The sequence below is a fragment of the Rikenella sp. genome (genome assembly GCF_056799795.1).
The window spans coordinates 38,665-52,718 of sequence record NZ_JBQIQO010000003.1; the positions used below are offsets into that span (position 1 = coordinate 38,665).

Genomic DNA, 14,054 nt, shown 5'->3' on the forward strand with positions numbered 1-14,054 from the left:
TCGCCCGAGCGGTAAAGCCGCTGGGCGACAAGGCCGGCGACCTAAAGGTCGCAAAAGTAGCACCTCGTTCACCGCCCCAATTCTGCGAGGTTTGTCCTCGGGGGGCCTGCCTACGGCATTCGCTGCGCGCTGAGGCCGGCGACCTAAAAAATCGCAGAAGTAACACCCATTCGTATCCGGCAATCGCTTTACATTCTTCCGATCTTTCAAACTGCGCGCGAACAAATATTTTCGGACTATATTATTTCGGGTTTCGTCTCTTTTTCCCTTACATGGGACATTATCTCCGAACGTTTCTCTTTGCTGACCGTATCCGCCATTATACATTATTGAGCAATTGAATAATCCGCGCTTTAATATTTTCATAATGTTGCCGTAAGCCGCCTTTTTGCCGCATGCGTTAAGCGAGACGTATGCGACATAGCGGCGTGTATCGGTTTATATTCTATTGCATCCCTACACAATGACGCCTTTTTGTCTTTATCGGTTTCATTATCGGCAAGATAGGCTAAATCATCTATTGCACAATAGGGACATACGACATTCCAAGCTTCTTCTATATACTCATCAGTATATTTGTCAATATCTATTTTTGTTATATCACCGATTGAGAAGTTATAGTTGTCAAATAATTCTGTATATCAACAATATGTGGGATTGTTCTGCTTTTGCGCCATAGCAAGCGGATGCCGATGCAAGCACTCTTTCTGTGTGCCGAATCGCAGTACTTGAGTTCTGATGGCAGAAATACTCATTTCGAGATATCTTTTGTCTGAAGTATGCTTTGCTTTCTATTGATTCAGGATGGATTTATGGCTATTTTTAGAATTTATAATATTTTTATATCTTTAGGTTGTTGTTTTATAATTATGGTTGTGTAATATGGAGGATAAACTTTTATTACAGGTAATAGCTGATTGGCAATTGAGGCCGCATCGATCAGAAGTTGAACTTCCTGCAATTCAACGAGGCTTTGTGTGGAATGCTATGCAAATTGAAAATTTATGGGACTCTCTGTTAAGAGAGTATCCTGTCGGGTCTTTTTTGCTTTCAAAGACTAATTCTGGAAAATATCATCTGATGGATGGACAGCAACGGGCTACTTCGATATTTTTAGGATTTTATAATCCGTTTACCGAAACTGCATCAAAAGCATGGTCAATTCAAGATCAGTTGCCGGTTCTGTGGATAGATATTGATCACAAAATAGATCTGGACACAAGAAAGTATCTTCTTCGTTTAGTGACAAGATCGCATCCTTGGGGATATCAGGCTAAAGATCAGGGTCTAAGGATGAGTGTGTCGGATCGGTACAAGGCACTTGAATTATTCCAAAAAGATCCGAAAAACACAAGTAAAAAATACACCTCTTTTGCCAATACTTCCGTATATCCGTATGATGCCAACTGTCCTTTACCGTTATGTTTTTTTATAGAGGCAGAAACAACGGAAGAAGTCATTGATATGGTAAAACGATATCTTCCCGATACTATATCTACGAAATTGGGTAATTTTGAAGATAAAAGTGCGTATTTGAAAATATTAGAAAATTCCAAAAGTAAAATCGAAGAGTTGCTGGTTGTTGTAAAACGTGCCATACGACGGAAGATAAGTTGCGATATTATCTCAGATAGTGTTCTTAATGAAGAACAAACGACGGACAATCCGACTCTATTTGTACGCATCAATTCTGCTGGAACATCTCTTTCGGGAGATGATTTGATTTATTCTATATATAAAGCTACGTTTCCTGATACTAAGCAATTGGTGGAAAAAATAGGGCTGAATTTTGTAAAGCCTACAAGGGTAATTTCTTTGGTGTCTCGTATGGTGTGGAGTGAAATTGACGGAAATAACTATCCTGTGAAAATGAATGTGCGGCAATTTCAGCAACGACTGAAAAATGAGCAGTTTAAACAGGGTTTAATGTGTCTTGTCAATGAAGGCGAGAATACTAATGCCTCAAACTTGTTCACTCAGGCAATCAATATTTTACAATGTAAGGAATCGCTTGAGGGACGGATGCCGCCTGTAATTGTTAAACAGTTGATAAACAAATCGCCGGATTTATTTTTATTCTTACTTTGCTGGCTTAGAAAGCATACGTCGATTAAAATAACAACTGATATTAGTTTGAAAATAACAGCAAAACTTTTGATTTTTCACTGGTTTGGCATTGCAAATATCTCCATCATGTGGAGGGAGGTGGAAACTGACAGTTATTGGGAATTGCCAATTGATCAACAAATAGAGCTGAATAGCAACCGATGTGGAGTCAATGCTCTTCTTCCGCCCCAATTACTTAGAGATTATTATACCCAGGAGGGTGTAGAGCAACTCTTTGTTTGTGATAATCCTTCAAAATGGGAAATATTAGCTGAAGGTGTAGGCACGAAGATCATAGATTACTACCGTCGAATTGATTCCTCAATAAGCGATCAAAGTGTATTTAATACTTGTTTTTCTAAGTTCCTCAATGTAATACGATTTTGTCGGTCGCTTGTATTATTTGCCCAGCGAACCTATATCAACGAGGTATTTGGCGATTATAACCAGATGGATAGTATAGAAGATACGAACACTCCTTGGGATTGGGATCATATCTATCCGAGCGAATGGGTGTACCGCAAAATGTATTGTAATAAAGCTATCAAAGATTGGAACTATACGATTGGTAATCTAAGAGCCATATCGTTGGAACAGAATAGGCGCGAAGGACATAGATTGTCACCTGGAGAAAGATTGTCGGAGAAAGATATGAGAGAAATTTCCTTTATAGGCTGCGATTGGAAATTTTGGGAACAAATCGATAAGCGTATATATGATGATAAGGTTCAAAATCATTTCAGAGCGATAACTCAACGTATGATAGCCATATATGAAAAATTTTGGAATGATATGAAAGTACAGGATTTAATATCTGGTAAGCAAATTGTATAGAATAGAGTGGCCTCGAATATGGGCTGGGACTTGAGGTGTCTTGTCTATGGATGGGGACAGACTATTGTCAAATCCCGAAGATCCAAGCGTGGTCAAAGAAAACTCTCGCAAATACGATTTTAGATGCTACCTGCTCTGGCGGTGCAGTATACGGATTTTAACATTAAATTATTGGTTTAATGCCTTGACTTTGTACTTGCGATGTGGCGAATAACCCGCAACACTCCGTCTGCTCCACGCAGTCGCTACAAATATCTAGGTATTTCGTTTTCCAGTCCGATATGGATTTGCGGGCGAAAGGCCATAGTGATTCGGGAAGTACGCATCGCGGCAGGTTGAAGATGGAAACGTCCATACGCCAGTCATGTAGCTCCGTAACGGCCTGCATCAATTCGGTCTGATAATCCAGCGGGTCGATCCATACGGTGTCTCTGTTCTTTATCGTATACCCCGTGTATTCCAATCCCATGAGCGAAATAAACTCGATGAACGGCAGATTGCGGTAAATGAAATTCGGCAGTTTAGGCAGGCGCCGATAATTCATGCGGGTGATAACGAACCGCAATTCGATTCCTATGTCGTAACGACCGAGGTTATACAGGCCGAGCATTGTTTCGGCGAACGAACCTCGAACTTGTGTAACGGCATCGTGGTCTGCGGCATTGTCGGCATGGAGCGGAATGCCAAGCAGCATCTTTTCGACTCCGCAGGCTGCAAGTTTCCGTGCATATGTTTTATCGGCGAAAGCCCGCCCGTTCGTCAGCAGATGGATTTCGGTATCGGGCAGCTTCGTCTTGATATGGCGGATCATATCGAATAGCCGATCGCCGAGTAAAGTCGGCTCTCCGCCCGTAATGCCGAGGGATGGCAATTCCGGCGGTGCGGAGTCTATCAACTCCATATTTCTGCGGAAATAGCCATCCAGATCGTTCCGCTGCAAAGGCGGCTGACAGCACATGACGCATCGGTTGTTGCACTGCGAGGTGATGAACAGCGCATTGTCGTTCGAGGTTATGTCGATCGTATCTCTCATTATCCGCGTGTTCCTGTAATCCAACTCTTGAAAATAGGCAGGACCTCCTCTCTGCGTTCGGTCAGCAGCTCGAAGATATACTCGATAATCGCCTTATGTTTGCGGCAGAAATTGGAGGTAGGGCGAAATCCGTACATATCGCCTTGCGTGGAGTGGTTGCGTACGGGATCGGCCCCGCAGATCGACTGAAACGCGCAATCGGCGCAGCCTGCGATATATTCGGTCGACCATAACTGCGATATTTCTTGTACTTTGCGGCCATAGAACAGATCTTCGTAACGGTCGCTCACTCGTCCCAAACGGAATGTATGGTCGCCGTATTCGGCCAGCATACGCGATTCGTCGGAGGCATAGACATATCCGTCATAGTTATATACAGCCACTCCGTTTACGATGCCCGACGGCGATTGCAAATCGACGAAACCGATCGGAAAAGGAGTCAGAATCTTCCGCAATATGAGCGTTGCAAACTCTTCGACGAATACTTCGCCAGACGTGTTGATTTCGATGATATATTCCAACGCCTGCTTGTAGAATGCGACGAATCGGTCGCAGTAAGCAGTCCAGTCATCATTTTCTTTTGCTAATCCATAAGGATTAAGCGCCCGAATGAAGATGCTGTGGAATCCGTTTTCACGATAGGCGTCGATAATCTCACGCGGATAGTCGAGCGAATACTCCGAGGTCGTCATCAACGCGGAAACACGTCCTTCGCCCAACTCTTCTCGTACCTTTGCGATTCCGCTCACGACGCGCTGGTAGCTATCCGTTTTCCCTCGATTGCGGTTATGTAGAAATTGAGGCCCGTCGAGAGAGGTGGAAATGACGATTCCATATTGTTTGCATAGGTCGAGAATTTCGCCTGTCAGATTAACGCAGTTCGTACAAATCACATAAGTTATTCGTCGCTGTTCAATGCGGTTCTTCTCCTCCGCATATTCGATACCCTTACGAATCAGGTGCGGCACTAAGGTCGGTTCGCCTCCTTGAAATTCCATTGTCAGCGATGGCGATGGCGAACGAAACATCAGATCGACGGCTCGTCGGAGCGTCTTTTCGCTCATGTCGTATTCCTCACGGCAACTCTCTTTGCTCGAAGCCTGACAATAGATGCAGTTCTGGTTGCAGCGAAGCGTCAGTACGAATATGTGCAACGCCGTAAAGTGGTCGAGAAAGGCTTTGCGTGTCGCGAGCCGAACTGTCATCGTATCAAGCAAACGCGGTAGTGGACGCTCGCTTATAAAGAACGAGGCGGCAAGGTCTTTGTACAGCTCTTCGTCGGGCCGGATTTGTCGGTCGACGATGCGTTGTACGCTTCCGCGAGGCAATAACAGATAATCGCCGAGGTCATTGACAAGTAATTCCCGGTTGCGAAGGACATGGAATCGGAACGGCAGCAGAGAGTATCCCATCACTCGTCGAATTCGAATTCCACGAAATCGTCGCTGTTGGCGAACGCTTTGGCATATAGGATATTCCTTAAATCGCGTGTTTCCGACTCGACGATCGCCCGATTTTTATAGTCAATGAAATCGGCGCTGAGTTTCTGTGCGATTGATTGGAATTGTTCCTGCAGAATGGGAACGGGGGCGGCGAACGTAATGCTTTGGAGTGTCGTACCTGGATTGTTTATTCGGGTAATTGTGTAATCGCTGCTCCACCAATAGAGTACCTTGTCGACAATTCGTTCTGCGTAAATGGAGAGGTCGACGCAAAGCACTACTCGTCCCTGCGAATCGAGTTGAATATCCGTCATCTTATTTTTTCAGGAAATAGAGGGTTTGTGTATCGACTACTCCGGAAGCTTCTATTCCAATGCTGTCCTGAAATCGTTTCAAGGCTTGTTCGATAGTGATGTCAAAATTGATTTCGCCCTTTACGAATGGTTTGTTGAGTAATTCTTTGTCGATCAGGATGTTCTTTAGTTGTGTTACATCGGCTCCCTGCATTCCCTTTTTTAGCAACCGATCTCCCAGGTTGAAAGTTTTTGGTACCCACGTTTGCAGTTTGGCAATCGTTGAAGTGCCGGCAATACCATCTTGAACAATGCCGGCATCTTTTTGAAAGATTTGGATGGCATTCCGAACTTTGATGTCGAAAATAACATATCCTGAATAATTTGTGCTGGCCGAATTCGGCTCCATGTATTTATGTTTGACGAGCAGATCGACCAGCGCCTTTACGTCGGCTCCGTAAGAATTCAAGGACAAAGTACGGGAGCCTAAGGTATAATTGGCTGGTGAAATGGTTGAGGTCGATGTGTTACTATAGGTAGTGGAGGAGTAATGAGAGTAATGAGAAGAGCCGGAGCGATGGGAACTGTGAGAGCGATGGGAGCTATGGCTGCGGTGTGAGCTGTGGCTTCGATGAGCGGCCAGGGTATAAGTGTCATCCGAATTCAAATGCAATAGCATTTTAACGTTCGTATCTTTTGAGGCTTGTCCATATTCGTCTGTTGAGGAATCGGACAGGTCATCTGCAAACTGATAGGAGGGCATTGCTTTGGCTCCATAGGTGCTTGCCAAAGTTGCCATGGAGGAGGCGATTACGCTTTGGAGTAGTTTTTTGAGGTTCGATTTCATGGAGAGGATTGACTGCATGTAGTTGCAAATATAGTATTTATATATTTTTTAATGACATGATTCGTCGGTATTTTTATGATAAGGAGCCGTGATATTCATGTGTAGGTGAAGGGTGCGGGCGGTCGAAATTTTGCCGCGGAACCGGGCGGGTATGGCACAGTATTTGGAACGTATCAGGGCGTCCTCCACAATAGGAGAACGAAGTATTTAAATAACTCATTCAAAAACATTCTAATCATGAAAAAGTTCCCGATGCTCAAAAATGATGTGATCGACACGCCTATCTTCGGTTCGAACGAAGAACAACGCGTGGCTCCGAAAACTGAGATAACCAAGGAGGGTACGGCGGAGGATATCGCCTATCAGATCGTTCATGACGAAGCGATGCTCGACGGGAACTCCCGCCTGAATCTCGCTACGTTCGTCACTACCTGGATGGATGACAGCGCACGTCGAATCATGTCCGAAACCATGGACAAAAACATGATCGACAAAACGGAGTATCCGCAGACGGCCGAAATCGAACGCCGGTGTGTGAATATGATCGCTAAGCTGTGGAACTCGCCGGAGGCGGACGGTAAACAGTACTGTATGGGTACCAGTACCGTGGGGTCGTCGGAGGCGTGTATGCTCGGGGCGCTGTCGGCACTGTTCCGTTGGAAAAAACGGCGCCAGGCGGCTGGAAAACCGACCGACAAACCCAATTTCGTGATCTCGTCCTGCTTCCAGGTGGTGTGGGAAAAGTTCGCTATCTACTGGGATGTCGAAATGCGGCAGGTGCCGATTACGGCGGAGCACATCACGCTCGATCCGGAACAGGTCGTCAAACTCTGCGACGAAAATACCATCTGTGTGGTGCCGATCCAGGGGGTGACGATCACGGGGCTGAACGACGATGTGAAGGCGCTCGACGATGCGATCGACAAACTCAATACGCAGAACGGGTGGGAAATCTGTATCCACGTCGATGCGGCGACGGGCGGATTCATCCTGCCGTTCATCTATCCGGAGGTCGAGTGGGATTTCAGGCTCAAATGGGTGCTCTCGATCAGTACGTCGGGGCATAAGTTCGGGCTGGTCTATCCGGGGCTCGGATGGGTGATTTGGAAAGACAAGTCGTATCTGCCGAAGGAGATGAATTTCGCGGTCAATTATCTGGGGGCAGAGGTGCCGAGCATCTCGATCAACTTCTCGAGGCCGGGGAATCAGGTGTTGGCGCAGTACTATCAGTTGATCCGGCTCGGGTGGAACGGTTATCACGATGTACAGGCCAGCTCGCTGAATGTCTGTCTCTACCTGCGGGAAGAGCTCCGAAAGATGGGGATTTTCGAATTCTTCTCGGATGAGATGCCGAACCCGCTCTTTATCTGGAAACTGAAGGAGGATCCGAATCGGAAATGGACGCTGTACGATTTGTCGGATCGGCTGCATATCCAGGGCTGGCAGGTGCCGGCTTATACGATGCCGGCCGATATGGAGGATGTCATCATCATGCGGATCGTGGCGCGGCAGGGGGTTGGGATCGATCTGGCGGATTTGCTGATGAAGGATATCAAGGCGTGTGTGGCTCAGCTCGATGCGCTGGAGAACCCGACAAACAGTGCGGAGGAGTGGGCTAAGAAGCGGCGGTGCTTCGACCATATCCGTTAGGTGAGGTTCCGGAGTTTTCCGACCGAATGAATGAGAACCGCCTTATGTCCGGCTGATGGGATATAAGGCGGTTCTTTTGGTGCGGGGCCGGGTGTTTTTCTTCGAGGGGGTACAAGGTGTCGTTTTCGGTCGTATTTTTGATACGCTATTTTTCTCAATCAAAAGAATTCGTTATGGACAAGGTTGTTTTGAATTGGCAGGGGGGGATGCAGTATGATGCGCATATCGGCGAACACACGATTGTGGTGGATGCGTCGGAAGAGATGGGGGGGATGAATCTGGGGGCGCGGCCGAAGCCGTTGTTGCTGGTGGCGCTGGCGGGGTGTACGGGGATGGATATCGCTTCGTTGGCGCGCAAAATGAGGGTCGATTTCACGCGGATCGAGATCGAGGCGGAGGCGGACAAAACGGAGGAGGTGCCGTCGCTGTACACGGCGATGAGGTTGAGGTATCGGTTCGAAGGGGAGGGGATAGAGCCGGCCAAACCGCTGAAAATGGTGGCGTTGTCGCAACAGCGTTATTGCGGGGTGTCGGATATGTTGCGTCGGGTGGCGCCGATCTCGATCGAGGTCTATCTCAATGGGGAGCGGATCGATGAGCGGGATGTGATGTCGATGGAGTTGTAGCTTTGGAGTATGGGGCGTGGCTTTGGGCGGAGTATTGGGCTTTGCTTTTGGCTGTGCTTGGGGTTTGGATTTGGGGCTGAACTTTTGCGACTCGCAGAGCCGCGCAGTTCGCCGCCACCCCACGCGGCGGACTGCAACTCGTCGGGGCTCGTTGCACTCCCCGCTGGCAGCGAACTGTTGTCGCGTATAGAACGAATGGGCTGTGCTTTTGCGGTTCGTAGAACCGCCGGACTTGTCGCTGAATTTAGCCGATTTGGGCGGTGCTGGTGGCGGAGTTTTGCGACCCTTTAGGGTCGCGCGGGCCGAAGCCTCCCGCAGCGGAGGCCCGCAACTAACGTTGCAGTGGGCCCCGCAGGCTTCGCCCGCACAAAGTCAAGCCACAGAAAGGGTAGGCCCGGCTAGCTTTCGCGTGCCGAGCGGCACCCCGTTTATTCCGAGAGGCAGCGCAACGGAAGACCGTGGGCGCGATGGTTTTTGCTGCCGGGGTTGAGTATGGTCGGGTCGAAACTCAAAAACAAGCTTTGGGAGCCGATGACGGTTGAAGAGTAGCAAAATCCATGACAACCCATGTTCCACAGGTTGCCTGTCGTAGGTGCGCGGAAGCCCGGTTCGAATGCCGAGCGGTACCGTTTATTCCGAGAGGCAACGCAACTGAAGACCGTGAGCCCGACCGCTCGAATTGCTCGGATAGAGTGAAGTTATGGCGAGGTCAAAATATTGACCGTAAATGTCGTTCGTGGCGGAAGACCAGCTGAATCCGCTGCTACCTGTATTGCTTAGCGTTCCTACATAATAGCCGCGGAAGCCCGGGGCGGTCTGACCCGTTTATTCCGAGAGGCACCGCAACGGAAAACCGTAGCCACGATAGTCCACGCTGCTGGGATTGAGGTACTGCGTGCCGAAGTTTAAGAACACGCCGCTGGGCTCTCTGGCTGAGGAAAGCCAACTGTAACCGCTGCCGCCGATGCCGCCCGGTGTGCCCGAACTGTAGCTGCGGTTGCCCGGGGCGGAAAGCGGAGATTTGGACGATGTGTCGGCGGAGCACGAGAGAGGAACTGGGGAAAGATGGAGAGTAAAAAAATAAGAAAGCGCATTTCTCCGGAACGAAGAGAAATGCGCTTCCTGAAAATATAGAAGGATCAAAAATAGGAGGCTAATCTTGTCTGCTGTAGTTGGGCGCTTCGCGCGTAATCGTTACGTCGTGCGGATGGCTCTCCTGCATCCCCGATGCGGTGATCCGAACGAATTTTGCGCCTTTCAAAGCTTCGATGTCTTTCGCGCCGCAGTAGCCCATCCCGGCGCGTAAACCGCCGATAATCTGATAAATCACTTCGGCGAGCTGTCCTTTATACGGCACGCGGGCAGCGATCCCTTCCGGCACTAGCTTCTTCACGTCGTCTTCGGCGTCCTGGAAGTAGCGGTCTTTCGACCCTTTTTGCATGGCTTCCAACGAGCCCATGCCGCGGTAGGTCTTGAATTTACGACCGTTGTAGATAATGGTCTCTCCGGGCGACTCTTCCACGCCGGCGAACATCGAACCGGCCATCACGCAGTCTGCGCCGGCGGCAATTGCCTTGACGATATCTCCCGTATACCGAATCCCTCCGTCCGCAATCACCGGAACGTCGCTGCCTTTCAAGGCCGATGCCACGTCGTAGACGGCATTGAGCTGCGGTACGCCGACGCCGGCGATGATCCGGGTGGTGCAGATCGAACCGGGCCCGATGCCGACTTTCACGCCGTCGGCTCCTGCGGCTACGAGCATCTTGGCGGCCTCTGCGGTGGCGATATTCCCGACAACGACGTCCAGATCGGGGTATTTCGCTTTTACTTCCTTGAGCTTTTCGACTACGCCGCGCGAGTGTCCGTGTGCAGTGTCGATCACAATGGCGTCTGCGCCGGCTTCATAGAGTGCCGCCACGCGTTCCATGGTGTCGTGGGTGACGCCGACGCCTGCCGCTACGCGCAACCGTCCTTTGGAGTCTTTCGCTGCGTTCGGGTTGTCCTGTACTTTCGTAATGTCTTTGTAGGTGAGCAGGCCGACGAGTTTCCCGTTGTCATCGATCACGGGCAGTTTCTCGATTTTGTTGTTGAGCAGGATTTTGGCGGCTTCGTTCAGGTCCGGATTGTGGGTCGTCACGAGGTTGTCTTTGGTCATCACGTCCTTGATGCGCTTGGCGGCGTCGGTCTGGAACCGCAGGTCGCGGTTGGTGACGATCCCGATGAGTTTGCGGTCGTCATCGATCACCGGTATCCCGCCGATTTTGTTGTCGTGCATCAGGGTTTTGGCTTCGCCGACGGTGCCGTCTGCTTTGATGGTGATCGGGTCGTAGATCATCCCGTTTTCTGCCCGTTTCACTTTGCGCACCTGATGGGCTTGGGCTTCGATGGGCATGTTCTTATGGATGACGCCGATCCCGCCCTGACGGGCGATGGCGATGGCGAGTTCCGCTTCGGTCACGGTATCCATGGCGGCCGAAACGATCGGGGTGTTGATGGGCACGTGGCGTGAAAATCGTGAAGCGACTTTGACTTCGCGCGGCAGGACTTCGGAGTAGGCGGGAACGAGAAGCACGTCGTCGAATGTGAGGCCTTCGGCGACGATTTTTTCATCTATGAACGACATAATGGGTACCGGTTAATAAATTTTGGCAAAGGTAATGCTTTTTGTCGAAATGCGGGGCGGTTTAGCGGAAAAAGGGGGCGAGTTTTTCCAATAGGGTTTGCGGTGGTCGGCAGGCGGTCTTGGTGTCGGCGTGCATGAAGGCGAGGGTCACGGAGCCGGTGGTGATTCGTTCGCCGTTTTCGCGGAAGACTTCGTAGTCGAATCGGATCTTCACGCCGGGAAGCTCGCGCAGGGTGGTGCGGACGGTGAGCCGGTCGTCGTAATAGGCGGGGTTCTTGTAGTTTACTTCGACTTTCAGCACGGGGAGCATGACGCCGTTCGCTTCGATTTCGGCGTTCGGCAGCCCGATGCTGCGCATCAGTTCGGTGCGTCCCATGTCGAACAGTTCGACGTAATGGGAGTGGTAGAAAAACCCCATACGGTCTACGTCGCCGTAGGGTACGCGGAATTGGGTGTCGTATGTGATCATAGTATGAATGTTTGGCGGAATCGGGTGGTGGGTTCCGGGTTATTGTCTGTGTTTTTTGCGGGCGACGGGTTGGGCCGTCGGCGGCTTGAGGATGCGTAGCATCCGTCGAAAGTCTTTTTGGTTCTTTTTCTGAAGAAAAAGAACAGTTCGAGGCGGGACAGAGCTCGATCCGCGCGCGATCGCTGAAGTAGGAAATCATTCAAACGCGTGATTTGCGTTTGAATAAGATTTCCGCCAGCGCGCGGACAAAGAACGGAGCGAGGAATTGGGCCGAGGCGGCCTTGGGGTAGAGGCCGCCATTAAACCACCCGAAGGGTGCGCCCGCCCGGCGTAAGGGCAGTACCCTCCCGTAGCCAAAGGCGCGCGAAAAAATCGATTTTGCCGAAAAATCCGTCGCCCGCCCGCGTAAAGAGGGATTTCACTCGTTTTGCGGTGAGCAAAATCGAGATGAAACCCCAGCGGGCGACGGTAGCGGCGGAGCGAAAGCGGAGCCGCAGTGAGGCTGACACGAGGCGGAGAACTGGGGCGAGCTTTTGGGCCGTGCCTGCTCTTCGGGCAGGAAAACCGCAATCGGTTTTCCCGCCGCGCTGGGCCGAGTAGGGGACTGTGGATTGGGCGGTGCTTTTTGACATGCTTTAGGCTGAGAGCGAATAGCTAAGTCCTCGTGACAACGGTCGGCCCGCAGCCCCCGGATGCGGAGGGGACGCACAGCGTCTTTTACTGGCCGCCTCGGCCTTAATATTCGTTCTCCGCTGACTGCGGCCGAAAACAAATTGGCAGTGCTCTTGTGAGCCGTAGGGTTGTGTGGGCTGAAGCCTCCCGTAGCGGATAGACGCACAGCGTCTTTTGCTGTCAGCCTCTACCCTAAACCCCGCAGGTTTCAACCCGCTAAGGCAATTGCATTTTCGCAACCTCGATTGCGCCCCGCTAGCGGCGGACTGCTAAGACCGAGAGCGAGTAGTGCGATTTTCAAACCGCAGGTGTTAATTCAAAGAGCAAATTAAAGTAGTTCGAGCCTATTGTCCATTGCGAGCGCGCACCTCCGTTTATTCCGAGAGGCAACGCAACGGAAAACCGCTGATGCGATAGCTGGGGAAATCGGCCTGGATCGCACTGGTCATGAAACGTAGGATCATGCTGTTGGTGCTGCTGGCGCTGCTGTGCGATGCCGACCAGACGGAGCCTTCGCTGCCTGCTCGATTCAGTCCGCCGTCAGATTTCTCGCGGTAGCCCGGGGCGGCTCAGGTGGTTGCGCAGGGTGTCGAGCCGGGCGTAGTCCGTCAGATCCATCTGGGCCGGCACAACCGCCACATATCCGTGTCGCAAGGCCCACTCGTCCGTATCTTCCGCCTCGGTCTCGAAGTTGTAAAACCGGCCCGACATCCAATAATAGTCCCGATTCTGCGGATCGGTGCGGTGGACGAACTCTTCGCGCCAGTTGCCGCGCGTTTGGCGACAGACGCGGATGCCTTGGATGTCGGAGAACGGGATGTCGGGCACGTTGACATTGAGGCACAGGCCGGCCAGACGTTCCGCCGGCAGGGCCAGTGTCCGGGCGAGAATCTCGCGGGCATAGTGCACGGCTGCCGTAAAATCGGCGGCCGGCGAGTGGTCGGTGAGCGAGAAGCCGATCGACGGAATGCCGTACAGGGCGGCTTCGGTGGCGGCCCCCATCGTGCCGGAGTAGATGACGCTGACGTTGGCGTTCGAACCGTGGTTGATGCCCGACAGAACGAGGTCGGGACGCCGGTCGCCCAAAATCTCGTCGAAACCGATCTTCACGCAGTCCACGGGCGTGCCGGTGCAGGAGTAGACCTCCAGTCCCGGCTCGCTGCTCACGGCGCTCACGAACAGCGGACGCTGCATGGTGATCGAATGGGACATCCCGGAGTAACTCTCGTTCGGCGCTACGGCCACGACGTCGCCGAATTCGGTGGCCAGCCGCATGAGGGCGGCGATGCCGGCGGCCTGTACGCCGTCGTCGTTGGTGACGAAGATGAGGGGTCTTGCGGATTCGGACATGCTGTAGTGATGCTTTTGTACGGGGCTAAAATTACCAAATATTGTCGGAACAAAACGCAGGCGGGGCGAAATTTCGGAAGGGGGCTCTCGGGGGAGGCGCCGACGG

At 51.2% G+C, this 14,054-nt stretch carries 10 protein-coding genes; 3 read left to right on the forward strand and 7 right to left on the reverse strand.

Annotation, left to right across the window (positions count from 1 at the left end):
- Positions 1–882 precede the first annotated feature (882 nt).
- Complete coding sequence (locus tag ACTO3O_RS01445) at positions 883–2,940, forward strand: DUF262 domain-containing protein (RefSeq protein WP_297830931.1); 2,058 nt, start codon at positions 883–885, stop codon at positions 2,938–2,940.
- A 163-nt stretch (positions 2,941–3,103) separates the two neighbouring features.
- Here ACTO3O_RS01445 and hxsC read toward each other — a convergent pair whose 3' ends face one another.
- From hxsC to ACTO3O_RS01465, 4 genes are read right to left on the reverse strand one after another with little or no spacing between them, the layout of a single operon-like run.
- Entirely contained in the window at positions 3,104–3,973 is an 870-nt protein-coding gene (gene hxsC, locus ACTO3O_RS01450; protein ID WP_297830929.1) for a His-Xaa-Ser system radical SAM maturase HxsC, read from the reverse strand.
- Positions 3,973–5,385, reverse strand: coding sequence for a His-Xaa-Ser system radical SAM maturase HxsB (gene hxsB / locus ACTO3O_RS01455; protein WP_297830927.1), 1,413 nt, complete (start codon positions 5,383–5,385; stop codon positions 3,973–3,975). Before hxsB ends, hxsC begins: the two co-directional genes overlap by 1 nt.
- Positions 5,385–5,729 (reverse strand): His-Xaa-Ser system protein HxsD, encoded by a 345-nt coding sequence (gene hxsD / locus ACTO3O_RS01460; protein WP_297830925.1) that lies wholly within the window; start codon positions 5,727–5,729, stop codon positions 5,385–5,387. Before hxsD ends, hxsB begins: the two co-directional genes overlap by 1 nt.
- Before the next feature lies 1 nt (position 5,730).
- Positions 5,731–6,555 carry a peptidoglycan-binding domain-containing protein gene (locus tag ACTO3O_RS01465; RefSeq protein ID WP_297830923.1) on the reverse strand — a complete coding sequence of 275 codons (825 nt, stop codon included), beginning with the start codon at positions 6,553–6,555 and terminating at the stop codon, positions 5,731–5,733.
- 237 nt (positions 6,556–6,792) lie between these two features.
- Here ACTO3O_RS01465 and gad point away from each other — a divergent pair, with 237 nt between their 5' ends.
- Together gad and ACTO3O_RS01475 are read left to right on the forward strand one after the other, a co-directional pair.
- Positions 6,793–8,205, forward strand: coding sequence for a glutamate decarboxylase (gene gad, locus ACTO3O_RS01470; protein ID WP_297830921.1), 1,413 nt, complete (start codon positions 6,793–6,795; stop codon positions 8,203–8,205).
- A 173-nt stretch (positions 8,206–8,378) separates the two neighbouring features.
- Complete coding sequence (locus ACTO3O_RS01475; protein WP_294593666.1) at positions 8,379–8,831, forward strand: OsmC family protein; 453 nt, start codon at positions 8,379–8,381, stop codon at positions 8,829–8,831.
- Between the two features lie 1,153 nt (positions 8,832–9,984).
- Here the strand turns inward: ACTO3O_RS01475 and guaB are convergent.
- The 3 genes from guaB to surE form a co-directional block, all read right to left on the reverse strand.
- Positions 9,985–11,457: an IMP dehydrogenase gene (gene guaB / locus ACTO3O_RS01480; RefSeq protein WP_297831852.1), complete on the reverse strand. Its 1,473-nt coding sequence runs from the start codon at positions 11,455–11,457 to the stop codon at positions 9,985–9,987.
- A 61-nt stretch (positions 11,458–11,518) separates the two neighbouring features.
- The gene (locus ACTO3O_RS01485; protein ID WP_297831850.1) at positions 11,519–11,926 is read right to left on the reverse strand and encodes an acyl-CoA thioesterase; all 408 of its coding nucleotides are present in this window, start codon (positions 11,924–11,926) and stop codon (positions 11,519–11,521) included.
- Positions 11,927–13,138: 1,212 nt separating this feature from the next.
- A complete protein-coding gene (gene surE, locus ACTO3O_RS01490) occupies positions 13,139–13,948 on the reverse strand; it encodes a 5'/3'-nucleotidase SurE (RefSeq protein ID WP_297831846.1) in 810 nt (269 codons plus the stop codon).
- Positions 13,949–14,054: the final 106 nt, after the last annotated feature.